The organism is Kineococcus aridisoli (assembly GCF_050871885.1).
In the GTDB taxonomy this organism is placed as follows: domain Bacteria; phylum Actinomycetota; class Actinomycetes; order Actinomycetales; family Kineococcaceae; genus Kineococcus.
This window is the reverse complement of record NZ_JBJLSF010000010.1, coordinates 37218-60873: the sequence shown is the minus strand read 5'-3', so window position 1 is coordinate 60873 and position 23656 is coordinate 37218. Positions and strand designations below refer to the sequence as shown.

Here is a 23656-nt window from a genome sequence, read left to right as displayed (position 1 = left end):
GACCCGGTGACCGACCGCAGAGTTCACCTGAACGCGTTCGACATGACGTGCGTGGGCCACCAGTCCCCCGGCCTGTGGCGCCACCCCGACGACCAGTCGCACCGCTACGACGACATCCGGTACTGGACGGAGCTGGCGAAGCTGCTCGAGCGCGGCCGGTTCGACTCGCTGTTCATCGCCGACGTCCTGGGCGTCTACGACGTGTACCGGGGCGGGCCGGAGACGGCCCTGCGCGAGTCCACCCAGGTCCCGGTCGGGGACCCGCTGCTGGCCGTGTCCGCGATGGGCGCGGTGACCGAGCACCTCGGGTTCGGGGTCACGGTCTCCCTCACCTACGAGCAGCCGTACTCCTTCGCCCGCAAGATGGCGACGCTGGACCACTACACGAACGGCAGGGTCGGCTGGAACGTCGTCACCTCCTACCTGGAGTCCGCCGCGCGCAACCTGGGCCTGACGACCCAGATCTCCCACGACGACCGCTACGAGCTCGGCGAGGAGTTCATGGAGGTCGTCTACAAGCTGTGGGAGGGCTCCTGGGAGGACGACGCCGTCGTCCGCGACCGCGAGTCCGGCGTCTTCACCGACCCCGCGAAGGTGCACCCGATCGAGCACCGCGGGAAGTTCTTCGACGTGCCCGGCATCGGCCTCAGCGCACCGAGCCCGCAGCGCACGCCGGTCATCTTCCAGGCGGGCGCCTCCCCGCGCGGCATCGCGTTCGCCGCCAGGCACGGCGAGGCCGTCTTCAACACCGCCACCCGCCCGGAGGTCATGCGGCCGTGGGTGGACCGCCTGCGGGCGCTGACGGCCGCGGCAGGGCGCGACCCGCGCAGCGTCAAGGTGTTCACGCTCGTGACGATCATCACCGCGCCCACCGACGAGGAGGCGCGGGCCAAGCACGAGGAGTACGCCCGCTACGTCAGCTACGACGGTGCGCTGAACCTCTACGGCGGCTGGAGCGGGCTGGACCTGTCGACGTACCCGCCGGACGAGCCGCTCAAGTACGCCGAGACCGAGGCCGTGCGCAGCGCCGTGGAGGCGTTCTCCACCGCCGACCCGGACCGGGAGTGGACCCCGCGCGACATCGCGGACTGGATCGGCATCGGCGGGATGGGCGCCGTGGTCGTCGGCTCGCCGTCGACGGTCGCCGACGAGCTGCAGCGCTGGATGGAGGTGGGCGACGTCGACGGGTTCAACTGCGCCTACGCCGTCACCCCCGGCACGTTCGAGGACATCGTCGAGCTCGTCGTCCCCGAGCTGCAGCGCCGCGGCGCCTACCCCGTCGACTACGAGGGCGAGACGCTGCGCGAGACGATCCACGGCAAGGGGCAGGTCCGCGTGCGCGACGACCACCCCGCCGCCGCGCACCGGCGCCCCGCCCGCTGAGCCGACCCACCGCTGAGCCGACCCACCGCACCCGCCGACGCACCGATCCCCACGACCAGGAGGAGCACCATGGCCCTCGACGCCCCCCAGGCCCTCGACGCGGCGCGCGACGTCGCCCAGCACCTGGCCCTCGACGCGCTCGAGCGCGACCGGGCCGGCGCGGAACCGGTCCCCGAGGCGGAGCTGCTGCGCAAGGCGGGCCTGCCCAACCTGCTGCTGCCGACGTCGATCGGCGGCGGCGGCCTGCCGTGGTCGGTGGGGCTGGAGGTCGTCCGCGAGATCGCCCGCACCGACGGCTCCATCGCGCAGCTGCTGGCCTACCACTACGTCAACGCCCACAACCTCGTCTGGGTCGCCGACGACGCCGGCCGGGCCCGCTGGGGGGTGCCCTCGGCCGAGCAGCAGTGGCTGTGGGGCGACGCGGTGAACCCCGTCGACCCGGACCTGGAGCTCGTCGCCGACCCGGCGGCGGGAGCGGGCGGCTACCTGCTGCGCGGCACGAAGACCTTCTCCACCGGGGCCAGCGTCGGCGACGTCACGGTCGTCGGCGGGCTCGCCGGGGACAGCGGCAAGCACCTGCTGGTCGTCGTGCCGCGCGAGGCGGCCGGGTTCGTCAAGGGCGGCGACTGGGACAACCTGGGCCAGCGGCTGTCGGCCAGCGGCAGCGTGCGCTTCGAGGACGTGCGCATCGCCTCCGGGGACGTGCTGGGCAGCACCTCCCCGGAGGACACCACGCCCTTCTCCTCGCTGGTGACGCCGGCGATCCAGGCGGCGTTCGGCCACTTCTACCTCGGGGTGACCCGCGGCGCGCTGGAGACGGCCGCGGAGTACACCCGCACGACGTCGAGGCCGTGGCTGCTCTCCGGCGCCGCCTCGGCCACCGAGGACCCGTACGTGCTGGCCACCTACGGCCGCCTCGTCGCGCGGCTGCGCGCCGCGGAGGCGCTGGGCCGCAGCGCGGGGCTCTCGCTCTCGCAGGCGCACGAGCGCGGGCTCGACCTCACCTGGGACGAGCGCGGCGAGGTCGCCGAGGAGATCGCCGCGCTCAAGGTGGTCTCCTCCGACCTGGCCGTCGAGGCGACCTCGGCGATCTACGAGGTGACCGGCGCGCGGGCGACGAGCAACAAGTACGGCTTCGACCGGTTCTGGCGCAACGTGCGCACCCACACGCTGCACGACCCGGTGCAGCACAAGGCCCGCGAGGTCGGCGACCACTTCCTCACCGGCAGGCACCCGCAGTTCACGCTCTACACCTGAGCAGCGGGGAGGCGGCTGCTGCGCTGCGCGTCGGCGGGGACGTAGCGCAGCAGCGCGCACCCGTGCGGGGCGAGCTCGACGGGGACGGCGGTGCTGCCGGGCGCCACCCCCCGGGTGCGCTGCTCCTGGGCGTCCACCGGCTCGGCGGCGACCGGCTCGCCGCTCCACAGCTCCCGCAGCTGCCCGTCCAGCCGGGCCGGCAGGTCCACGTCGAGCGCGTCCAGCGACACCCGCAGCGGCGTCCCGCCGAGGTTGAACGCCGCCACCCAGCGCACGCCCCGCGCACCCCGCGCCGCCCAGAGCACCAGCGGGTCCTCGCGGAAGACCTCGCGGTTGCCGCTGGAGGCGGACAGCACCTCCAGCACGTCGTCGTCGGTGAACAGCGCGATCGTCGCGGGGTCGGAGGAGGGCAGGTCTCCGCCGATCATCAGCGGCGAACGGGCCACCACCCACAGCGTCACCAGCGTCCGCCGCTCGTCGGGGGTCAGGCGGTCCTCGCGGGGCTCCCCCCGCTCGGCGCGGATGCCGATGCGCCCCAGCGGCAGCATGTCGCCGTCCGGCCAGCCGTGCTCGCCGGCGAACGGCGCCCAGCGCGCGAAGCGGGCGAAGTTCGCCTCGACGTCCTCCCACCGGTCCCACAGGTCGTCGCAGATGCGCCACATCGTCGCGTGCTCGCGCAGGTGCTCCAGGCGGGTCAGCGACAGGTCGCGCCCGGGCGACAGGCTCAGCTGCACCGGCCGGCCGCACCGCGCGACCGCCCGCGCGTACGCCTCGACGTCCGCGGCCTGGTAGGGCCACAGCATGTCGTCGGCCTTGACGAAGTCCACGCCCCACTGCGCGTACAGCGCCAGGGTGGAGTCGTAGTACGCCTGGGCCGCCGGGTGGCCGTGGTCCAGGCCGAGCATGTCGGGGTTCCACTCGCACACGTTGCGCGGGTCGGCGACGTCGGCCGCGGTCGCGCCGGTGCCCAGGACGGGGGTCGCGCGCTCGACGGCCAGCCGCGGCACCCCCCGCATGGTGTGGATGCCGAAGCGCAGGCCCAGCGCGTGCACCTGCTCGGCCAGGGGTGCGAAGCCGGCGCCGCCGGCGGCGCTGGGGAAGCGGCCGGGGTCGGGCAGGAGCCGGCCGTGCTCGTCCAGCTGCAGCGGCGCACCGGCGTTGTAGCCGTGCGCTCGGGCGGTGGGGTCGGACCAGTCGATGTCGACGACGACGGTGTCCCAGCCGTGCGGCAGCAGGTGCTCGGCCATGAACCGGGCGTTGGCCAGGACCTCGGCCTCGGTGACGCTGGTGCCGTAGCAGTCCCAGCTGTTCCAGCCCATCGGCGGCCGGGGGGCGGTGCTCACGGGCGCAGCGCCTGCGGCAGCAGGTCGGCGTGCGCGGCCAGCAGCTCCTCGGTCATGGCGCGGGCCTGCTCCAGGGTGAGCAGCGCGGCGGTCAGCGGGTCCAGGGCCACGGCGTGGAAGACGTGCTCGCGGTCGCCGGTGAGCGCGGCCTGCACGGCGAGGGTCTGCACGTTGACGTTGGTGCGGTTCAGCGCGGCCAGCTGCGGGGGCAGCGCACCGACGGCGGTGGGCTGCACGCCGTTGCGGTCCACCAGGCAGGGCACCTCGACGCAGGCGTCGGCGGGCAGGTTGGAGATGAGGCCCGTGGCGTTGGGGACGTTGCCGTAGACGACGCTGGGGGTGCCGGTGACGACCGAGTTGACGATGCTCGCGCCGTACTCGACGCTCGGCGCGAGGTCCTCCTTGAGCTTGGCGAGCTGGGCGTCGATGTCGCCCTGGTCGTCGTGGGCGGAGCAGATCTCGTAGTAGTCCCAGCGCTCGGGGACGTACTGCTCGACCATCCCGGGGTTCTTGCGGAAGTACGGCAGGTACTCCGAGGCGTGGTGGCTGGACTCGGTCTCGAAGTAGCCGAAGGCGTTCATGAGGGTGGTGCGGACCTGCTCGTTGCCGCCCTCGTAGGTGCTGGCGGCCTGCGCGGCCTCGCTGTGGTCGCCGTCGTCGGCGGCCAGCTGCGCGGCGGCCCGCCCCACGACGTGGCGCTCGGTCATCGTCTCCCGCAGCCGGGGGTACAGGTCCTCCCCACCGCGGCGGAAGCGCAGCACCCACGCCTGGTGGTTGATGCCGGCGCAGAGGTAGTCGACCTCCTCGTAGGGCACCCCGAGGGTGCGGGCGAGCATGCGCGTCGTCCCCTGGACGCTGTGGCACAGGCCGACGGTCTTGAGGCCCTTGGCGTTGAGGAACGCGGTGGCCATCGCCATGGGGTTGGCGTAGTTGATGAAGACCGCCTCGGGGCACACCTCGTGGGCGTCGGCGGCGATGGCCTCGTAGGCGGGCACCGAGCGCAGGAAGCGGAACACCCCGCCGGGGCCGACGGTGTCGCCGACGGTCTGGTCGACGCCGTACCTGCGGGGGATCTCCACGTCGTGGCGGTAGGAGGCCACTCCCCCGACCTGGAAGGTGATGATGACGACGTCGGCGCCCTCCAGCGCCGCCCGGCGGTCGGTGGTCTCCACGACCTCGGCGTCGAAGCCGTGGTGGGCGACGAGCTTGCGCGCGGCGTCGGCGACGGGCGCGAGCTTGCCGGGGTCGATGTCCATGAGGCACAGCTGCGCCGAGCGCAGCGCGGGGAAGCTGACGAGGTCGCCGATGAGGCGGAAGGGGAAGACGTAACCACCGGCACCGATGATGGTGATCTTGGGACTGCGCGTCGCGGTCATCCTGCGAGGCTAGGTCCCCCCCGGCCGCCGGGTCCTCCGCGGCGCGTGCCGACGGTTCCAGGATCCTCAGCGAGCTGCGTCTACAGTGGAGAGCGTGAGCGGTGGGCTGCAGGTCGTCGACCCGGCGTTGTGGGTGCACCGCGGCGCCGCACCGCCCATGCCCACCTTCCACCGCCACGACGACCTGGAGATCAACGTCGTCCTCTCCGGCGGCCTGGACTACCTGTTCGGCGGCACCCGGGTGCACGTGCCGGCGGGGACGACGGCGATGTTCTGGGCCGCGGCCCCGCACCGGTTGCTGGCCACGGAACCGCAGCAGCGCAGCGACGTGTGCTGGGTGCACGTCCCGCTGACCGCGGTGCTGCAGTGGTCGCTGCCGGACGCCTTCACCACGCACGTGCTGGGCCACCGCACCGTCGTCGTCCCGACGCAGGCCGTCGGAACCCACGTGCCGGCGCTGTTCGAGGACTGGCGCCGCGACCTGGCCGCCGGCGCCGACACCGGCCCGATGCTCCTGGAGGCCAACGCGCTCGTGCTGAGGATCCTGGGACGCACGGCGGAGGGGCCGGAGCGCCCGCGCGCGGACCTGCGCCCCGTCGCGCGGATGGCCAGCTGGATCGCCGAGCACTTCCGCGAACCCGTGACCACCGCCGACGTCGCGCGCTCGGCGAACCTCAACCCCAACTACGCCACGACGTTGTTCCGGCAGTCGGTGGGCGTCTCCCTGGGCGAGCAGCTGGTGCGGCACCGGGTGGCGGAGGCGCAGCGGCTGCTGCTCACCACCACCCTGACGACCGCGGCCGTCGCGCACGCGGCGGGGTTCGGCTCGCAGAGCAGCCTGTACGCCCACTTCGGCCGCGCCTGCGGGTGCTCGCCCGGGGCCTACCGGGACTCCCGGGCGAGCACCGGCACCCTCACTCGAACAGCGCGTTGACCCGCTCGTTCATCTGCGTCAGCGACGAGACGTCGGTGTTGAAGGACATGACGTTCTCCAGGCCGGTGGTCGTGGCGGCCTGGACCTCCGCCGCGCGCAGGATCGCCGGGTAGGGGAAGGTCGTGCCGGCGTCGATCTGGTCGGTGAAGGCCGTGATGTCGAAGCCGGTCTCGCCGAGCGAGGCCTTGGACGCCTCGACGGTGGAGGCGATGGCCGGCATGACGACCCCGGCGTCGGCGACGACCGACTGGCAGTCCTCGGAGGCCAGGTGGGCGACCCACTTCCACGCCGCGCCCTTGACCTCCGAGGAGGTCGAGATGGAGTCGGCCAGCGAGTTCTGCATGGCCGCCCGCCGGCCGTTCGGGCCGATCGGCGTCGGCGCCAGGGCCAGGTCCACCCCCTCCAGCGCCCCGTAGTTGGCCGTCTGCCAGGACCCCTCGGAGACGATCGCGTAGCGGCCGGCCTGCATCTGCTGGTCCGGGGAGCCGCCCTCGGTGAAGGCCAGCGGCGGCATGTAGCCCTTGTCGATGAGACCGCGCCACCAGGAGATCGTCTGCTGGAAGCGCGGGTCGTCGTAGTTGAACCTCGTGCCCCACGCCTGCTCGTCCATGTACCACCAGCCGGTCGTCATGGCCAGGTAGGACCACTCGACCTGCCCGAACGGCGCACCGGCGCTGCCCAGGCCGAGCCCGTAGGTCCTCACCTTGCTCTTGTCGAAGCCGGGTTCGTCCCCGCGGACGCCGTTCTCGTCGACGGTGAGGCGGGCGATGACCTGCTCGTAGCTGCCGCCGTCGGTCGGGTTCCACGTGAGCTGGGACATCTGCTCGGCGCTGATCCCGGCCGCCTCGGCCATCTCGCGGTTGTAGAAGAGCCCGATCGTGTCGAAGTCCTTGGGCAGCCCGTACCGCTTGCCGTCCGGCCCGATCCACAGGTCGGTGGTGCCGGGGACGTACTGCGAGAGGTCGATGCCCGCCTCCTGCACCTGCTCGTCGATGGGCACGATGAGCCCGCGGTCGGCGAACTCCCCGTAGCGCGAGGTGTGGTCGGCGAAGACGTCGGGGGCGGAGTCGCTGATGAATCCGGTGAACAGCTTGCGCCAGTAGTCGTCCCAGCCGAACTGCTCGATCTTGATGTCGATGTCCGGGTTCTGCGCCTGGAAGTCCTCGGCGCACTGCTGGTAGGCCGGCAGCTGGGCCGACTCCCACAGCCAGTAGGTGACGGTGCCGCTGTCGCCGTCCGCGCCGGGCGAGACGCCGTAGCTGGCGCAGCCGGACAGCAGCACGGCGGCGCCGGCGAAGGCGGCCGCGCGGACGGCACCGGTGCGGGTGCGGCGGCGGGGGGTGCGGTGCGAGCGCATGCTGGTCCTCACTTGATGCCGGAGAAGCCGATGGAGTCCACGATGCGGCGGCTGAAGACCGCGAAGAGGACCAGGACCGGCAGCGCGGCCAGCAGGGTGGCCGCCATGAGACCGGCCCAGTCCGGCGAGCCCTGCGGCGTCTGGGCGCGGAAGATGCCCAGGCCGACGGTCAGGACGCGCACGCTCTCCTCGCTGCCGACGAGCAGCGGCCAGAAGTACTCCCCCCACGCCTGCACGTACTGCAGGATCGCCAGGGTGATGAGCGGACCGGACGCCATCGGCAGGATGATGCTGAAGAACCGCCGCAGCGGCCCGGCACCGTCCAGGCGGGCCGATTCCTCCACCTCGTGCGGGATGCCGATGAAGAACTGGCGCAGGAAGAAGATCGCGAAGGGGGTCATGAAGAAGAACGGCAGGACGATCGCCGCGTAGCTGTTGAGCAGGCCCAGGTCGCGCATGAGCAGGAAGTTCGGCAGCTGGGTGAAGATGGGCGGGACCATGAGCGCGGTGAGGAAGAGGAAGAACACCGCGTCCCGGCCGGGCCAGCGCAGCCGGGCGAACGCGTAGGCCGCCAGCGCGCCGAAGAAGACCTGGCCGGCGGTGATGCAGGTGGCGACGACGACGGAGTTCAGCAGGTAGCGGCCGATGTTCACGGCCGCCCCCGAACCCGCCTGCGCCTGCGCCTCCTGCGTGGTCGCCAGGCCGAAGACGCGTTCGAAGGCGCCCATCGTCGGCTCGACCGGCAGCAGGTTGGACGGCTCGGTCGCCAGGAAGGCGCCGTTGGAGAACGCCGTGCGCAGCATCCAGTAGAACGGGAACAGCGTCACGGCCATGATGAGCCCGAGGGCGGTCCAGGCCAGGACGCGCCCGAGGCCGGGGCGCCCCTGCCGCGGGGGCCGGGTGCTCTCGATCCTCAGGTCGGTCTCGAGCGGTGTCGCGGTGGCGGCCACGTCGCCTCCTCCTTCGGTGGTTCGGGTGGGCGGCGTCAGGCCATGTCGGACTGGTCGGCGCGCATCAGGCGCAGCTGGAAGAACGCGACGATCGTCAGGATGAGGAAGAGCACCACCGAGACGGCCGAGGCGTAGCCGAACTGGTACCTCTGGAAGGCGAGGTCGAAGATGTAGTACTGGATGACGTTGCTGGCCTCGGCGGGCCCGCCGCTGGTGGTGACGGCGACGGTGTCGAAGGCCTGGAACGAGCCGATGACGGTGATGACGAGCACGAGGGCCAGCACCGGCCGCAGCAGCGGCAGCGTGATGCGCCAGAACATCTGCCACTCCGAGGCGCCGTCGACGCGGCCCGCCTCGTAGACGGTGCCCGGGATCATGAGCATGCCGGCGAACAGCAGCAGCGCCGTGTACCCCAGGTGCCGCCAGGTGTTGACGAGCGCGATGGTCGGGATCGCCCAGTTCTGGTCGCCGAAGAAGGCGACCGGGTCGACGCCCAGCCAGCCGAGGAACTGGTTGGCGATGCCGATCTGCGCGTCGAGCATCCAGTAGAAGACGAGCGCGACGACGACGTTGGAGATGAGGTACGGCAGCACGATGACGCTGCGCACGAGCACCGAGCGGGTGAGCCGGTGCAGCAGGACGGCCAGCAGCAGCGCGAGGACCGTCTGGGTGCCGATGTTGATGGCGACGTACAGCACCGTCACCTTCATCGAGTTCCAGAAGGTGGCGTCCGCCAGGACCGCCCGGTAGTTGTCCAGGCCCACCCACACCGGGGCGTTGAAGACGTCGTACTCGGTGAAGCTGAAGTAGAAGCCGCGCAGGGTCGGCCAGAAGTAGAAGACCGCGAAGCCCAGCAGCGCCGGGGCGATGAAGGCCAGGGCGGTGAGGCGCTCGCGCGGGGAGCCGTTGACGTCGGGGCGCAGCCGCTGGTCCGTGCCGGCGGCCCGCAGCCGGTCGGCGCGGTTCACGACCGCCATCAGGAGGCCCCCACCGACGGCGCGGCGGGGGACGGCGCGGGTGGCGCCGGGGCGGTGGGTGGTCGGGCGGCAGGGGGTTGCGGCAGCTGTGCGTCGCTCACGTCATCTCCGTGCTCACGTCGTCGTGGTCGGGGGTCATCGCGTGGTCGATTTCTACGGCAATACTCAGGAGGCCGTCAACACCCGGACCGGGGTGTTCCCGAGCGTCGAGACACTCCGTCGCCGGCGATCTGATTTTCACCGCGGCAATCAGCTACAGTCCGCCAGGTGCGGCACCGACGCCGCCGCCCGTCCCGGTGACCGCAGTGGAGGAACCCGTGCCCCTTCCCGGCGACCTGCGGCGGCGGACCGCCTGGACCCCGCTGACGGGGCCGGCGCACAGCATCGCCCTGGAGGTCCTGCTCGACGGGCCGCTGCCGCGCATCGAGCTCGCCCGGCGGCTGGAGCTGTCCCCCGGCAGCCTGACCCGGCTGTCGAAGCCGCTGCTGGACACCGGGCTGCTCGTGGAGACCGACAGCGTCTGCGACCCGGTCTCCGGCCGCTGGACGCGCCCGCTGGACGTCGACGAGTCGGCGCACACCTTCGTCGGGGTCAAGCTCACCGCCGACACCGCCCACGCGGTGCTGACCACCCTGCGCGCCGGTGTCGTCGCGGCCGTCGAGGCCCCGCTGGACGGGCGGGCCCCGGCCGCGGTCGCGGCGACGGTCGCCCGCCTGGTGCGCGACCTCGCCGGGGACGCCCTGGAGCGGGTGCGGGCCGTCGGGGTCGGCCTCGGCGGGCTCACCGACGGCGCCGTCGTGCGCAGCGCCCTCTACCTGGGCTGGGAGGACGTGCCGCTGCGGGCGCTGCTGGAGGCGGAGCTGGGCCTGCCGGTGGTCGTCGACAACGACGTGCTGTCGCTGACGCGGGCCGAGCAGTGGTTCGGCGCCGCGGGCCGCTGCGCCCACTTCGCCGTCGTCGTCGTCGGCGCGGGCATCGGCCACGGCCTCGTGGTCCACGGCGAGGTGCTCGACCGCCCCGACGCGGGCGTCGGCCTGCTGGGGCACCACCCGGTCGACCCGCACGGGCCGCTGTGCCCCGAGGGGCACGTCGGCTGCGCCGAGGCGGTCCTGACGACGGCGGCGATCGAGCTGCGCGCGGGGCTGGCGCTGCGGCGAGCGGTGACCTTCGAGCAGGTGCTGGAGCTGGCGGACCACGACCCGCTGGCCCGGCGCGTGGTCGACGACGCCGGGCGCAGCCTGGGCACCCTCATCGCGGCGGTCGCGAACACGGCGATGCCCGAGAAGGTGGTGGTCTCCGGGGAGAACGCCCGGCTGGCCGAGGTGGCGCACGAGGCGCTGCGGGAGGGCATCCGCGCCGGGCGCCACCGGCTGGCCTCGCCGCTGGTCGTCGACGTGCAGCTGACGGGCTTCGCCGAGTGGGCGCGCGGGGCGGCGGTCACGGCCATCCAGACCTTCGTGCTGGGCCGGCGCCGCTGAGGGCGCGGCCGCGCCCGCTGCCGGTGCGGCCCGGTCAGCTCCCCCGCGCGGGGCGCGCGGGCACCACGTGCGCCGGGCCGGCCGGCGTGCGGGTCGCGTTCGCCGCGGCCACCTCGAACAGCCCGAAGGCCGCCGTCGCCCACCGCCCCGCGGCCGGTTCCCCGCGCAGCAGCGTCGCCGCGGCGAGCACCAGCTGCAGCCCCGTGCCCGCGTCGACGTTGAGGTGCACGGGCACCGGGATCCTGCGCACGAGGCCGCGCTCGTAGTCGGTGAGCAGGGAGTACGCGGTCGTGCTCAGCCCGACCCCGGCCAGCAGCGCCCGCGTGCGCGGTCCCCAGCCCAGCGCGCTGGGCACCAGCAGGCACGCCAGCGCGCTGGCGTAGTCCACGAGCCCGTGGGTGCGGGTGGAGATCGGCTGCTGCGGGCCCAGCGGGTCGGGCTGCGCGCCGTCGGCGGGCACGACCACCCCGTCCCCGGCGGCCGCGGCCTCGAGGGAGCCGGTGACGAACGCGTGGACGAGGCGGGCGGCGACGTGCGGGGCGGCGTGGTGCACGTCGTGCGCCGCGCCCTCGACGACCACCAGCCGCCCGTCCGGCAGCAGCCCCGCCACCTGCTCGGCCCACTCCTGCGACAGGGTCTGGTCGAGCCCGCCGCGCACGACGAGGGCGGGGGCCTGCACCTGCGCCAGCCGCTCCTCGATCCGGTCGTCGGCGGTCCGCACCAGCTGGGCGAACACCCGCACCACCCGGGCGGAGAGGTGGTCCAGCTGGTAGATGGAGCTCACGGCGGGCCGTTCGAAGAGCACGTTGCGCAGCACCTGCGCGTACTGGCGCACCGGCGAGCGGTACGCCGGGTCGGGGGTGGGGCCCTCCAGCACCAGGCCCTGCACGCGCTCGGGGCGGCGCGCCGCGACCTCCAGGGCGACCTGGACGCCGACGGAGTTGCCGAACAGGGTGGCGCGCTCGAGGCCGGCGGCGTCCATCCAGGCGAGCAGGTGCTCGGCCTGCTCGCGCGCCGTCGGGCCCGCCGGCCGCCGCGCACCGCGCTCGGGGGGCGTGCGGCCGAAGCCGGGCAGGTCCGGCGCCAGCACCCGGTGGCCCAGCGCGGCCAGCCGGCGCCCCAGGGGCACGAAGCAGCGGCCGGACAGGCCCAGCCCGTGCACGAGGACGACCGGCGGCCGGGCGCTCGCGCCGATGCCGCCGTCCCAGGTGCGGGTGAACACCTCCACCCCCAGCGCGGGCACCGGGACCCGCTCGGTGCGTGGCGCGGGGCCCGCCCCCTCCACCCCGCTGCCGGAGGCGCCCTGGCCGTGCTCGACGGACAGGGCCCCCGCCACGCCCTGCGCGGTGCCGCCGGTGGTGCTGCCGGTGGTCTCGTCCACGGTGTCCCCGCTCCCCGTCCCGGTCAGCCCGCGGGCTCGCGCGCGTCCACCGCGCACCAGACCTGCAGCGCGTCGGGCGTGCGGCGCCAGCCCCAGTCCCGGCTCAGGCCCGACAGCAGGGCGTCCGCCGCGGGCGGGACCCGCAGCTGCTCCTGGTCCGGACCGGCCAGGTCGACGACCACGGTGATCCCGTGCGGGTGCTCCTGCACCTCCACCGCCGTGGCGCGCTGCCCCTGCTCACCGGTGCTGAGCAGCTCGGCGGTGGCCTGCACGAGGTCGTCGGCGCGGTCGCCGTCGATCCCGGACTGCTGGGCGAACAGGCGCACGAAGCGGCGCAGCTGCGCCGACGCGTCCTGGTCGTCCGCCAGGGCGAGGCGGACGTGGTCGCCGGAGGGGAACGGGGTGGTCACGGGTTCACTCCTGGGTGCTCGGCGCCGCCGGTGCCCGCGGGCACCGGCACGGGCGACGACCGGAGGGCCTCCTGCAGGACCCGGTGGGGCGGTACCCCCCTCCCGGCGCGGCCAAACGCCACCCTCACCCCGCCGCGGCCGCGCCGCTCACCCCCGCACCGCCGCGAACAGCCGCGAACCGCACGGCGAACCTCGTCGGCGCGGCGCTCAGCAGGTGCTGCGGCAGCGGCCCCGGTCCGCACGAGGCGGTGCCGATGCCCTGCTGGGCCGCGTCCAGGTGCAGCCACACGCACCCCTCGTCCTGCAGCTCGGCGTCGTGCGCGGCGGCGTCGAGGGCCTCGGTGCTCCAGCGGCGCACGCCCACCCCGATCGTCGGCTCCCCGCGCACGAGCAGGCCGCTGCCGTCGGGGGCGGTCAGCGAGACCCACCGCACCTGCGAGCGCTGGCCGTTCTCCTGCGGGCGCACGTACGGCGTCTGCAGCTCGTCGACCGTGCGCGAGAACAGGCCCGTCCACGTCGCGGCCCCCGTGTCGGGGTAGGACTCCCCCGGCCCGCGGCCGAACCAGGTGACCTCCTCCAGCCGGCGCGGCAGGCGCAGCCGCACGCCCACGCGCGGCAGCGGCACGCTCCAGCCCGCGGGGTCCTCGGGGACGACGTCGACCTCCAGCCGGACGCCGCCGTCCGCGTCGGCGCTCCAGCGCAGCGCGGTGGCGAACCCGGCGTCGGTGCCGGCCGCGGCGGTGCGCCCGGCCACCACGACACCGTCCTCGCCGACGGTCACCGACGCGGTGCGGTGGCGCAGGCGGTCGAGGCCGAGCTCGCGCCACACCGGTTCCAGCGGTTCGCCGTGCTCGCCGCGGTCGTTGTCGGTGGGCGCGCGCCACAGCGCCACCTGCAGGCCGTCGACGTCGAGGCCGCCGAGCGAGCGCAGCGCACCGGTGCGGGCGTCGAGGACGGCGGCGCCGAGCAGCAGGTCCGGTCCGCGGCGCACGGGGGCCAGGGCGGCGGGCCGCTCCGGCGCCGGGGCGGGGGCCAGGAGGACCTGGCCGCGGCCGAGCACGTGCCCCTGGGGCGCCCACGACGTCGCGGCGGCCAGGTGGGCGGTCACGGTGAACCACCGCTCGGCCGTGGCCGACTGCAGCCGCAACGCCTCCTCGGGCAGCTCCAGCAGCGCAGAGGCGCGCGGCGGCAGGTCCGGGGTGACCAGCTCCCCGCGCGCCACCTCGACGCCCTCGTCGGTGACGGTCCAGGCCAGCCGCACGTGCGCCAGGTCCAGGACGTCGTGGTGGTTGGTCAGGCGCAGCAGCTCCCCGGACGGCGTGGCCTGCGGGCGCAGCCGGACGGGGGCGATGACGGCGGCGTAGTCCAGCAGCCCCGGCGAGGGCGTGCGGTCGGGGAAGAGCAGCCCGTCGGCCACGAACGCCCCGTCGTGGACCTCCTCGCCGAAGTCGCCGCCGTAGGCGAAGCGCTCGCGGCCGTCCGGGCCGCGCTGGCGCAGGCCGTGGTCGATCCACTCCCACACGAAGCCGCCCATGCAGCGCTCGGAGCTCTCGAACAGCTCCTGGTACTCGGCCAGCCCACCGGGGCCGTTGCCCATGGCGTGGGCGTACTCGCACTGCACGAACGGCATCGCGCGGCGGCGGGCGTCGGCGGCGGCGTCGGGCAGCGCCTCCTCGCTGCGGGTGGCGATGGCGGCCACCTCGGCGTGGGTGGCGTACATGCGCGAGTAGACGTCGGCGTACGGCACGGCCCAGTCGTGCTCGTAGTGGATCGGCCGCGAGGGGTCCCGGTCCTTGATCCACGCCGACATGGCGGCGAGGTTGCTCCCCGTCCAGCTCTCGTTGCCCAGCGACCACAGCACGATGCTGGGGTGGTTCTTGTCCCGCTCGACCGTCCGCCGGGCGCGGTCGAGGTAGTCCTCGCGCCAGCGGGGGTCGTCGGAGGGGTTCCCGCGCCAGTCGAGGAAGAAGAACCCGTGGGTCTCCAGGTCGCACTCGTCGACGACCCACAACCCGTGCTCGTCGCACAGGTCCAGGAAGCGCGGGTGCGGCGGGTAGTGGCTGGTGCGGACGGCGTTGACGCCGTGCTGCTTCATGAGCAGGACGTCGGCGAGCATGTCCGCCTCGCCGACGGCCCGGCCGGTGTCCGGCGAGAACTCGTGCCGGTTGACGCCGCGCAGCTTCACCGGCGCCCCGTTGACGGTGAACACCCCGTCGACGATCGCGACCGTGCGGAAGCCGATCCGCAGCCGGACGCGCTCGGCGGCGGTGACGACCTCCGCCTCGTACAGCCGCGGGACCTCCGCCGACCACGGCTGCACGCCGGGGACGAGGACCTCCTCGCCGGCGGCCGCGTCGACCCCCAGCTCGGGGACGAGCACCCGGGCGCCACCGCCACCACCGCCGTCGCCTCCGTCCACGACGGCGTCGACGCGCAGCCGGCCCGTCCCCGCGGCCGCGTCGAACCCGGCGTGCACGAAGACGTCCTCGACCCCGCCCGCGGGGCGCGAGAGCAGCGTGACGTCGCGGAAGATCCCCGACAGCCACCACATGTCCTGGTCCTCGAGGTAGCTGGCGGCCGACCACTGGTGCACCCGGACGGTGAGCACGTGCTCGGTGCGGGTGCCGTCCAGGGCGTCGGTGACGTCGAACTCCACGGGCAGCCGGCTGCCCGTGGAACGCCCGACCTCGACGCCGTCGACCCACGCGACGCAGGCGGAGTCGACGCCCTCGAAGCGCAGGACCGCCCGCGCACCGCCGGCGAGGAAGCCGTCGGGCAGCGCGAACGTGCGGCGGTGGTCACCCGTGGGGTTCTCGTCCGGCACGTGCGGCGGCTCGACGGGGAAGGGGTAGCGGACGTTGGTGTAGGCGGGCGCGCCCCAGCCCTGCAGCTGCCAGTGCCCCGGCACCGCGATCGTCGGCCAGCTGCCGTCGTCCAGGTCCACCTGCGCCAGGTCGGCGGGGGCGTCGGCGCGCTCGGCGAAGCGGAAGCGCCACCGCCCGTTCAGCGACAGCGCCGGTGCGTCGCTCGCGAGGCGGGCGCGCGCCGGCCGGGCGCCCCGGCCGACGGCGAAGTCCTCGAACCAGTGGCTCATCCCTCGATCACTCCCGACGTGGTGCGGACGTGGACTGCTGCTGCGGCGCGCAGGCGACGGCGGGCACCGGGCGACCGCCGCCCGCCGGCGCGCCCGGACCGCTCACCGCCGCCGCGCCCGCAGCAGCAGCGCCTGCTGCGGCTGCAGCGCCGGCGCGGCGACCCCCAGGGCCTCCAGCGCCCGGCCGCTGAGGCGGGCCGGCTCGCCCAGCCAGGGCAGCGCGGCGGGGCTGCGCAGCGCGGGGCGGTCCCCCGGCGCCTGGGCGGCCACCTCGTACTCGGCGTCGGGCAGCAGCCCGGGCAGGCGCACCCGGCCCGGCACGGCGGCGTCCGGGGTGTCCAGCTGCACGAGGGCGAAGAGGGCGTCGGAACCGTCGGCGGCCACCACCCCGTGCACCAGCAGCGCGGGGTCGCAGTCGTCGGCGCGCACGAGGGTCCCCGTGTGCAGCAGCGGCCGCAGCTCCTTGTAGAGCGACACCCACCGCGCGAGCTCGGCGCGCTCCGCGGCGGGCATCCGGCTGATGTCGGTCTCGATGCCGAAGGAGGCGAACAGCGCCGTCGCGGCCCGGAAGGCCAGGTCGCTGCTGCGGTGCGTGGTGTGCGACGGGGAGGCCCCCACGTGCGAGCCGACGAGCTCGGGGGTCAGCAGCTGCGTGGTCCAGCGCTGGATCTGCTGGCGCTCCAGCGGGTCGATGCAGTCGCTGGCCCACACCCGGTCGGTGTGCTCGAGGATCTCCAGGTCCACCCGCAGACCGCCGGAGGAGCACGACTCGATCTCCACCCCGGGGTGCCGCTCGCGCAGCTCGTCGAGCAGCCGGTAGACCGCCAGCGTCTGCGCGTGCACGCCCGGCAGGCCCTGCGGGCCGGAACCGGCCTCCAGCAGGTCGCGGTTGTGGTCCCACTTGAGGTAGGCGATGTCGTACTCGCTCAGCAGCGCGTCGAGGCGCTGCAGCAGGTGCGCGTAGGCGTCGGGGTTGCCGAGGTCGACCACGAGCTGCTGGCGCGAGAGCAGCGGGGTGCGCCCGCCGGTGCGCAGGATCCAGTCCGGGTGGGCGCGGGCGAGGTCGGAGTCGGGGTTGACCATCTCCGGCTCCACCCACAGGCCGAACTCCAGGCCGAGGGCGCGCACGCCGTCGACCAGGGGGTGCAGCCCCTGCGGCCAGATCTCCTCGTCGACGTACCAGTCCCCCAGCCCCGCCGAGTCGTCGCGGCGGTGGCGGAACCACCCGTCGTCCAGGACGTAGCGCTCGGCACCGACGTCCGCGGCCGCGCGGGCCAGCTCCAGCAGCCGCTCGAGGTCGTGGTCGAAGTAGACGGCCTCCCACGTGTTCGCGATGACCGGCCGCGGCTGCGCCGGGTGGTGCGGGCGCGAGCGCAGGTACCGGTGGAAGCGGGCGGCGACGCCGTCCAGGCCCTGCGCCGAGTGCGCGGCGAACACCCACGGGCTGCGGTAGGAGGCGCCGGAGCGCAGCCGGACCTCGCCGGGCAGCAGCAGCTCCCCCGCCGAGACGGTGGTGGTCCCGCTGGACAGCTTCTCCACGCTGCTGCGGTGGTTGCCGCTGAAGGCGGTGTGCACGGCCCACACCTCGCCGCGGCGGAAGCCGAAGCCCGCGGTGCCCACGGCGGTGACCAGCGGGGCGTCCGGGCCGGTGCGACCGCGCCGGTTCTCCCGCACGTGGGCGCCGAAGCGCAGCGGCAGCCGCTGCGGGATGCGCTCCTTGGCCCAGCGGCCGGCGAGGTCGAGCACCTCGGTGGCCACCGGCGGCAGCGGCAGCGCCAGCGCCAGCTCACCGACCTCGAAGTCGTCCTGGCCGGTGTTCGTCACGGTGGCGCGGTGGCGCAGCAGACCGGAGGGCAGCACCTCCAGCTCCAGCAGCAGCGCGAGCTGCGCCTCCTCGTCGGCGGCCTCCAGCTCCAGGCGCCCGCCGTCCCGCTCACCGTCCTGCCCGCCGTCCTGCCCGCCGCCCCACCCGCGCCGCAGGCCGGCGCGCACCGGCACGAAGCGGGTGGACCAGGCGGTGCCGGCGCGGTGCCCGGCCAGCCCCGGCCTGCCGCTCCAGCCCCGGGACTGCTCCGGCAGCAGCCGGAGCGGCTGCGGCACGTCGAGGTCGTTGTTGGCGCGGGCGGTGCGCCCGGTGCGCGCCAGCTCGCCCAGGGCCCGCTCGTCGAGGTCGCCGAGGTCGGCGCCCCAGTGCACGAGGCTGGGCAGGGCGTCGGGCTGCAGCTCGAGCACGAGGCTCACGCCGGCTGCGCGCAGGTGGAGCACCTGGTCCAGCGCGGTGTCCTCGGACGCGGTGGACGTCGGCGCCGGGTCGGGCGGCAGGGTCACGGGGGCTCCACTTGCACATCGGTGTGACGGGGCGCGTCACTTCTACGCCGAAACTCTCGGAGGCGTCAACCACCCGCGCCGCCGTGTGGCACCCTCGGCGTCTCGGGATGGAGACTTCCGCGGCGATACCCACTCCGCGGCCCCGGCCCGCGGAGGAGGACGATGGAACCGCACGGGAGCGGCGCCGACCCGGCGCCGGTGGCGTGGACGCCGCTGACCGGCGCGGCCCACAGCATCGCGCTGGAGGTGCTGCTCGACGGGCCGCTGCCGCGCAGCGAGCTGGCCCGGCGCCTGGAGCTGTCCGCCGGCAGCCTCACCCGCCTGTCCAAGCCGCTGCTGGACTCCGGCCTGCTGCTGGAGACCGCCGGCGCCTACGACCCCAGGAGCGGGCGGCCCACCCGCCCGCTCGACGTCGACGAGCACTCGCACCGCTTCGTCGGCGTCAAGCTCACCGCCCGCACGGCGCACGCCGTGCTGACCTCGCTGCGCGCCACCGTGCTCGCCAGCGAGGAGGCGCCGCTGCCGGACACCTCCCCGGAGGCCACCACCGCCGTGGTCGCCGACCTCGTGCGCTCGGTGGCGGGCCGCCACCTCGACGGCGAGGGCGGCGGGGTGCGCGCGGTCGGGGTCAGCCTGGGCGGTCTCGTCGACCGGCGGGGCCGGGTCGTCGACGCCGCCTTCCTCGGCTGGCACGACGTGCCGCTCGGCACGCTGCTGGAGGGCGAGCTCGGCCTGCCCGTCGTCGTCGACAACGACCTGCTGTCCTTCACGCGCGCCGAGCAGTGGTTCGGCGCCGCCCGCCGCTGCGACCACTTCGCCGTGCTGACGATCGGCGAGGGGCTGGGCTACGGCCTCGTCGTCCACGACGAGGTCGTGGACCGGCCCGACGCCGGCGTCGGCCTCGTCGGGCACGTGCCCGTGCTGCCGGGCGGCCCGCTGTGCCCGCGCGGGCACGCGGGCTGCGCGGAGGCGCTGCTGACCGTGGCGGCCGTCGAGGCGCGCGCCTCGGTCGCGCTGCGCCGCCCGGTGCCCTACGAGGAGGTCCTGGACCTGGCGCTGGAGGGGGAACCCCTGGCGCGCCGCGTCGTCGACGACTCCGCGCGCGGGCTGGGGGCGCTGGTCGCGGCCATCGGCAACTTCACGATGCCGAAGAAGGTCATCCTGTCCGGGGAGGGCGTGCGCCTGGCCGAGGTCGGGCGCGAGGCGCTCCGGGAGGGGATCCGCGCCCACCGCAGCGAGCACGCCTCCGAGCTCGTCGTCGACGTCCAGCCGACGGGCTTCACCGAGTGGGCCCGCGGCGCGGCGGTCACCGCCATCCGCACCTTCGTGCTCGGGCACCGCCGCTGACCGCGCACCGGCGGGTGCGGGTCGGCATGCCGACCGCCGGGCGGGCTCCGATCATGTCCTGATGTGCGACGTCACGCCCCCGGCCCTGCTGGAGCTCTCCCCGCACCCGCAGGCCGCCCGCGAAGCCCGCCGGTTCCTGGAGGAGAACGACTGCCCGGCGCACCACTCCCGCGTGCTCGACGAGGCGCAGCTGCTGGCCACCGAGCTGGTCACCAACGCGGTCGCCCACGGCGGTCCCCCCATCACCCTGCGGCTGACCTGCGACGGCACCCCGGGGATGCTCGTGGCCGTCAGCGACGGCAGTCCCCGCGCGCCCGTCGCGCACGAGGCCTCCACCGAGGCGACCTCCGGGCGCGGCGTGGCCCTGGTGGACCTGCTCAGCGACGCGTGGGGGGTCGACACCGGCGAGAGCGGCAAGACGGTCTGGTTCCACCTGCCGGCCTGAGGGACCTGCGGTTGCCGCCGCCCCGCCGCGGGGGCATGGTGGGTCCACGGCAGCAGGGGCTCGAGCGAGGACCGCGGCAGCAGCGCGCGGCGACCTCCGGTGAGCACCCGGGAGAGGACCATGGAACAGCTCGTCCTGGAGCCCCGCCTCTCGGCCGTCTCCACCGCCCGGCGCTGGGTCACCCAGATCGTCGCCCGGTGCTGCGCGAACTCGCGCGTGCACGTCGACGAGGACGTCGCGGAACTGCTCACCTCCGAGGTCGTCGCCAACGCGGTGCGCCACGGCCGCGGTCCCGTGACCGTCGACGTGGCCTGCGACGGTGCGCACCTGCGCGTGGCCGTCACCGACGCCGGACCCGACGCGCCGGTGCTGCGGCACGTGGGGCCGGAGGCGACCGGCGGCCGCGGGATGGCGCTCATCGACCACCTCGCCACCCGGTGGGGTTCGCGCGCCGCCCGCCCCCCGGCCACCGGCAAGACCGTCTGGTTCGAGCTCACCGGCAGCTGACCCGCGGCCCGCCGGCGGCCCGCCGCTCCGGGTGCGCGGCAGGGGTGCGCGTGCCACCCTGAGCACGCGCCGGATGAACGCTCCACGAGCAGGTCGTCGCGCCGCACCCCCGCTCCACCGGGCGGGAGGTGGAGACCCCTCGGCGTCCCACGGAGGACCGCGTGACCATCACCGGCATCATCACCGCCATCGTCGTCGGCGCCCTCATCGGCGCCCTCGCCCGCCTGGTCCTGCCCGGCCGGCAGAACATCTCCATCCTGCTGACGATCGTCGTCGGCATCGTCGCGGCCCTGATCGGCACCGCCATCGCGCGCGCCACCGGCGTCGCCGACACCAGCGGGTTCGACTGGATCGAACTCGTCTTCCAGGTCGTCGTCGCGGCCATCGGCGTCTCGGTCGTCGGGGCCCTCAAGGGCCGTCGGCGCTGAACCGTCCCGCACCCGACGCACCCAGGTCCGAGGAGGACGGCATGAGCACCCCCACCGGCAGTGACGGCGCCCGCTCCGCCCGCGAGGGCGGGCGGACCCCCGGCGGCGCCACCCCCGCAGCCACCCCCGCCACCGGGCGGGCCCACGGACGTCCGGTGCGCGAGGCGCAGCAGGACCGCCTGTCCGTGCACCACGGCCGCCCCGGCGACGAGCGGTCCCTGGACCGCAAGTCCGTCGTCGAGCGCGAGCGCGACGCCCACGGCGGCACCAAGGTCGGTTCGGCGTTCTTCGGCTGGCTGACCGCCACCGGGACGGCGGTGCTGCTCACCGCGCTGCTCGCGGCGACGGGGACCGCCGTCGGCCTGGCGACGACGGACGACGTCGGCGCGGCCGTCGACGGCGTGGCGCAGCAGGCCGCGGGCGAGGCCGCCACCATCGGCGTCGTCGGCGCGATCGCCCTGCTCGTCGTGCTGCTGGTCTCGTACTTCTGCGGCGGCTACGTCGCCGGCCGCATGGCCCGCTTCGACGGCGCCAAGCAGGGGGTCGCGGTGTGGGTCTGGGCCGTGGTCATCGCCGTCGTCGTGGCGGTCCTGGCCGCGGTGGCCGGCAGCAGGTTCGACGTCCTCGGCCAGCTCAACGCCTTCCCGCGCATCCCCGTCGACGCCGCCTCCCTGACGGGCGGGTCGATCATCGCGCTCGTCGCCGCCGCCCTCGTCAGCCTGCTGGGCGCCGTGCTCGGCGGTCTGGCCGGCATGCGCTTCCACCGCCGCGTCGACAGGGCGGGGCTGGGCCGGTGAGCACCTCGGAGGAGCGGGTGGGTTCCGCACCGGCCGGCGCGCTGCGCGTGCAGACCACCGGCGGTTCGCACCGCAGCGGTCTGTACGGCAGCACCGCCGGCACCAACCTCGCGCGCGCCTGCACCGCCGAGCTGCTCGGCACGTTCGTGCTCGTCCTGGCCGGCACCGCGACCGCGGTGGTCACCATGGCCGGTGCTCCCGGCACCTACGACCTGCCCGCGGTCGTGATCGCCTTCGGGCTGGCCCTCACCGCGATCGCCGCCGGCTTCGGGCACGTCTCCGGCGCCCACCTGAACCCGGCGGTGACGATCGGGCTGGCCGTGGTCGGCCGGTTCCCGCTCAAGGCCGTGCCCGGGTACGTCGTGGCCCAGCTGGCCGGTGCGGTGCTCGCCTCGCTGGCCGTGTGGGCCTTCCACGGCGACGCGGCCCGCGAGGTCGCCCGCCTGGCCGCCACCACGCCGAGCCCCGGCGTCTCCACCGGCCGGGTGCTGCTGATCGAGGCCGTCATCACCTTCGTGCTGGTCCTGGTCGTCATGGCCGTGGCCACCGACGACCGGGCCCCGGCGGCGGCGGCACCGCTGGCGGCGGGAGCCGCCCTCGCCGTCGGGATCTTCATCGCGGCACCGCTGACCGGTGGTGCGGTGAACCCGGCCCGCGCGTTCGGCCCGGCCCTGGTGTCCGGCACCTGGACCGGTTTCTGGGCCTACGTGGTGGGCCCGCTCGCCGGCGGCGTCCTCGCCGCCCTGGTCTACGACCGGCTGCTCGCACCGGCCGAGGCGCCCAGCACCGACGACGGGTCCTGACCCCGGTCCACCGCCCCGGTCCCGCACGAGGTCCCGTCCGAGGTCCCCGACCCGTCCCCGCACCGCGCGGGGGCGGGTCGTCCGCGTGCGGCGGGCGGGACCTCAGCCGTGCAGCACCTGCCAGCCCAGGCGGGCGATGAGGACGGCGACGACGGCGAGGAAGACGGTGCGCACGAACCTGCTGCCGGCCGCCACGGCCGTGCGCGCACCGAGGTAGCCGCCGGCGAGGTTGGCGACCCCCATGACCAGGCCGAGCGCCCACAGCACCGAGCCGTGCCGGGTGAACACCACGAGCGCGCCGACGTTGGTGGCCAGGTTCACGATCTTCGCCGTCGCGCTGGCCTGCAGGAACGCGTAGCCGAGCAGGCCGACGAGGGTGAAGACGAGGAAGGCGCCGGTCCCGGGGCCGGCGATGCCGTCGTAGAAGCCGATGACCGCGCCCACCACCGCGGCGACCACCGCGTGCCGCGAACCGCTGAAGCGCAGCGCCGTGCGCTCCCCCAGGCTCGGGCGCAGCAGCGTGTAGGCGGCCACGAGCACGAGCGCCACGAGGATCACCGGTGTCAGCACGCCGTCGGGCACCGCGGCGGCGCACAGCGCCCCGCCGGCGGCACCCGCGGCGGCGACCGCGGCCGTGGGCAGGGCGGTGCGCAGGCTCGGCCGCACCCGGCGGTAGTAGGTCGCCGCGCTCGTGGCGGTCCCCATCGCCGCGGCCAGCTTGTTCGTGCCGAGCGCCTGCACCGGGTCCATGCCGGGCACCAGCAGCAGCACCGGCAGCTGCACCAGCCCGCCACCGCCGACCACGGCGTCGACCCACCCGGCGAGGAAGGCCGCGGCGACCAGGAGCAGCACCGTCAGCAGCCCGAGGGATTCCAGGGTCATCGGGGGCGCCTCACCGGGCGAAGGTTCCGCTCACGCGCCCATCATCGCGCCCGCCCCGCAGCGCACGGCGGACGGTCCACCGCTGGAGCCGGGGCGGGCCCTCCCGTACCGTGGGCGCGTGCGGATCCCCGGGACGACGAACGGCCGGCTGGTGCGCCGTCGCCACGTCGACCTGTGCC

The 23656-nt window shown here is 74.9% G+C and carries 20 protein-coding genes; 10 read left to right on the top strand and 10 right to left on the bottom strand.

Annotated features, from left to right (window positions below; all coding sequences use genetic code 11):
- Nucleotides 1–6: 6 nt before the first annotated feature.
- The gene (locus tag ACRYM2_RS04875) at nucleotides 7–1383 is read left to right on the top strand and encodes an LLM class flavin-dependent oxidoreductase (protein WP_432520307.1); all 1377 of its coding nucleotides are present in this window, start codon (nucleotides 7–9) and stop codon (nucleotides 1381–1383) included.
- A 69-nt stretch (nucleotides 1384–1452) separates the two neighbouring features.
- Nucleotides 1453–2640, top strand: a complete 1188-nt coding sequence (locus ACRYM2_RS04870) for an acyl-CoA dehydrogenase family protein (protein ID WP_432520305.1) — start codon at nucleotides 1453–1455, stop codon at nucleotides 2638–2640.
- Here ACRYM2_RS04870 and ACRYM2_RS04865 read toward each other — a convergent pair.
- Nucleotides 2631–3959 (bottom strand): alpha-galactosidase, encoded by a 1329-nt coding sequence (locus ACRYM2_RS04865; protein ID WP_432520347.1) that lies wholly within the window; start codon nucleotides 3957–3959, stop codon nucleotides 2631–2633. The two genes, ACRYM2_RS04870 and ACRYM2_RS04865, sit on opposite strands and share 10 nt — an antisense overlap.
- Nucleotides 3960–3979: 20 nt before the next feature.
- Nucleotides 3980–5359: an alpha-glucosidase/alpha-galactosidase gene (locus ACRYM2_RS04860; RefSeq protein WP_432520303.1), complete on the bottom strand. Its 1380-nt coding sequence runs from the start codon at nucleotides 5357–5359 to the stop codon at nucleotides 3980–3982.
- Nucleotides 5360–5453: 94 nt separating this feature from the next.
- Between ACRYM2_RS04860 and ACRYM2_RS04855 the strand changes: the two genes are divergently transcribed.
- A complete protein-coding gene (locus ACRYM2_RS04855; RefSeq protein WP_432520301.1) occupies nucleotides 5454–6293 on the top strand; it encodes a helix-turn-helix domain-containing protein in 840 nt (279 codons plus the stop codon).
- Here the strand turns inward: ACRYM2_RS04855 and ACRYM2_RS04850 are convergent.
- The 3 genes from ACRYM2_RS04850 to ACRYM2_RS04840 are packed head-to-tail and all read right to left on the bottom strand — an operon-like array spanning nucleotide 6274 to nucleotide 9577.
- On the bottom strand, nucleotides 6274–7650 hold the full coding sequence (locus ACRYM2_RS04850; RefSeq protein ID WP_432520299.1) for an ABC transporter substrate-binding protein: 1377 nt from the start codon (nucleotides 7648–7650) through the stop codon (nucleotides 6274–6276). The genes ACRYM2_RS04855 and ACRYM2_RS04850 overlap by 20 nt on opposite strands.
- An 8-nt stretch (nucleotides 7651–7658) precedes the next feature.
- A complete protein-coding gene (locus ACRYM2_RS04845) occupies nucleotides 7659–8600 on the bottom strand; it encodes a carbohydrate ABC transporter permease (protein ID WP_432520297.1) in 942 nt (313 codons plus the stop codon).
- A 35-nt stretch (nucleotides 8601–8635) separates the two neighbouring features.
- Entirely contained in the window at nucleotides 8636–9577 is a 942-nt protein-coding gene (locus tag ACRYM2_RS04840; protein ID WP_432520295.1) for a carbohydrate ABC transporter permease, read from the bottom strand.
- Between the two features lie 317 nt (nucleotides 9578–9894).
- On the opposite strand from ACRYM2_RS04840, the gene ACRYM2_RS04835 reads away from it, so the two are divergent.
- Nucleotides 9895–11055 (top strand): ROK family protein, encoded by a 1161-nt coding sequence (locus ACRYM2_RS04835; protein ID WP_432520293.1) that lies wholly within the window; start codon nucleotides 9895–9897, stop codon nucleotides 11053–11055.
- A gap of 34 nt (nucleotides 11056–11089) precedes the next feature.
- On the opposite strand, the gene ACRYM2_RS04830 is transcribed toward ACRYM2_RS04835, so the two are convergent.
- The 4 genes from ACRYM2_RS04830 to ACRYM2_RS04815 form a co-directional block, all read right to left on the bottom strand.
- On the bottom strand, nucleotides 11090–12436 hold the full coding sequence (locus tag ACRYM2_RS04830; protein ID WP_432520291.1) for an alpha/beta fold hydrolase: 1347 nt from the start codon (nucleotides 12434–12436) through the stop codon (nucleotides 11090–11092).
- 23 nt (nucleotides 12437–12459) lie between these two features.
- Complete coding sequence (locus ACRYM2_RS04825) at nucleotides 12460–12846, bottom strand: ATP-binding protein (RefSeq protein ID WP_432520289.1); 387 nt, start codon at nucleotides 12844–12846, stop codon at nucleotides 12460–12462.
- A 124-nt stretch (nucleotides 12847–12970) separates the two neighbouring features.
- Complete coding sequence (locus tag ACRYM2_RS04820; protein ID WP_432520287.1) at nucleotides 12971–15940, bottom strand: glycoside hydrolase family 2 TIM barrel-domain containing protein; 2970 nt, start codon at nucleotides 15938–15940, stop codon at nucleotides 12971–12973.
- Between the two features lie 102 nt (nucleotides 15941–16042).
- A complete protein-coding gene (locus tag ACRYM2_RS04815) occupies nucleotides 16043–18268 on the bottom strand; it encodes an alpha-galactosidase (RefSeq protein ID WP_432520285.1) in 2226 nt (741 codons plus the stop codon).
- Between the two features lie 162 nt (nucleotides 18269–18430).
- Here ACRYM2_RS04815 and ACRYM2_RS04810 point away from each other — a divergent pair, with 162 nt between their 5' ends.
- From ACRYM2_RS04810 to ACRYM2_RS04785, 6 genes are all read left to right on the top strand, one after another.
- Nucleotides 18431–19615, top strand: coding sequence for an ROK family protein (locus tag ACRYM2_RS04810; protein ID WP_432520283.1), 1185 nt, complete (start codon nucleotides 18431–18433; stop codon nucleotides 19613–19615).
- Nucleotides 19616–19676: 61 nt separating this feature from the next.
- On the top strand, nucleotides 19677–20060 hold the full coding sequence (locus ACRYM2_RS04805) for an ATP-binding protein (protein ID WP_432520281.1): 384 nt from the start codon (nucleotides 19677–19679) through the stop codon (nucleotides 20058–20060).
- A gap of 120 nt (nucleotides 20061–20180) precedes the next feature.
- The gene (locus ACRYM2_RS04800) at nucleotides 20181–20567 is read left to right on the top strand and encodes an ATP-binding protein (RefSeq protein WP_432520279.1); all 387 of its coding nucleotides are present in this window, start codon (nucleotides 20181–20183) and stop codon (nucleotides 20565–20567) included.
- A 161-nt stretch (nucleotides 20568–20728) separates the two neighbouring features.
- Entirely contained in the window at nucleotides 20729–20995 is a 267-nt protein-coding gene (locus ACRYM2_RS04795) for a GlsB/YeaQ/YmgE family stress response membrane protein (RefSeq protein WP_432520277.1), read from the top strand.
- 41 nt (nucleotides 20996–21036) lie between these two features.
- A complete protein-coding gene (locus ACRYM2_RS04790; protein WP_432520275.1) occupies nucleotides 21037–21792 on the top strand; it encodes a hypothetical protein in 756 nt (251 codons plus the stop codon).
- Nucleotides 21789–22595, top strand: a complete 807-nt coding sequence (locus tag ACRYM2_RS04785; RefSeq protein WP_432520273.1) for an MIP/aquaporin family protein — start codon at nucleotides 21789–21791, stop codon at nucleotides 22593–22595. Before ACRYM2_RS04790 ends, ACRYM2_RS04785 begins: the two co-directional genes overlap by 4 nt.
- 102 nt (nucleotides 22596–22697) lie before the next feature.
- On the opposite strand, the gene ACRYM2_RS04780 is transcribed toward ACRYM2_RS04785, so the two are convergent.
- Nucleotides 22698–23477 (bottom strand): sulfite exporter TauE/SafE family protein, encoded by a 780-nt coding sequence (locus tag ACRYM2_RS04780; RefSeq protein WP_432520271.1) that lies wholly within the window; start codon nucleotides 23475–23477, stop codon nucleotides 22698–22700.
- Nucleotides 23478–23656 lie beyond the last annotated feature (179 nt).

Excerpts from the sequence above, each read along its gene's own strand:
- ACRYM2_RS04800 (WP_432520279.1), top strand. The coding sequence starts at position 20,181 with ATGGAACAGCTCGTCCTGGAGCCCCGCCTCTCGGCCGTCTCCACCGCC.
- ACRYM2_RS04810 (WP_432520283.1), top strand. The coding sequence starts at position 18,431 with ATGGAACCGCACGGGAGCGGCGCCGACCCGGCGCCGGTGGCGTGGACG.
- ACRYM2_RS04820 (WP_432520287.1), bottom strand. The coding sequence starts at position 15,940 with ATGAGCCACTGGTTCGAGGACTTCGCCGTCGGCCGGGGCGCCCGGCCG.
- ACRYM2_RS04790 (WP_432520275.1), top strand. The coding sequence starts at position 21,037 with ATGAGCACCCCCACCGGCAGTGACGGCGCCCGCTCCGCCCGCGAGGGC.
- ACRYM2_RS04850 (WP_432520299.1), bottom strand. The coding sequence starts at position 7,650 with ATGCGCTCGCACCGCACCCCCCGCCGCCGCACCCGCACCGGTGCCGTC.
- ACRYM2_RS04870 (WP_432520305.1), top strand. The coding sequence starts at position 1,453 with ATGGCCCTCGACGCCCCCCAGGCCCTCGACGCGGCGCGCGACGTCGCC.
- ACRYM2_RS04865 (WP_432520347.1), bottom strand. The coding sequence starts at position 3,959 with ATGGGCTGGAACAGCTGGGACTGCTACGGCACCAGCGTCACCGAGGCC.
- ACRYM2_RS04860 (WP_432520303.1), bottom strand. The coding sequence starts at position 5,359 with ATGACCGCGACGCGCAGTCCCAAGATCACCATCATCGGTGCCGGTGGT.
- ACRYM2_RS04780 (WP_432520271.1), bottom strand. The coding sequence starts at position 23,477 with ATGACCCTGGAATCCCTCGGGCTGCTGACGGTGCTGCTCCTGGTCGCC.
- ACRYM2_RS04805 (WP_432520281.1), top strand. The coding sequence starts at position 19,677 with ATGTGCGACGTCACGCCCCCGGCCCTGCTGGAGCTCTCCCCGCACCCG.
- ACRYM2_RS04840 (WP_432520295.1), bottom strand. The coding sequence starts at position 9,577 with ATGGCGGTCGTGAACCGCGCCGACCGGCTGCGGGCCGCCGGCACGGAC.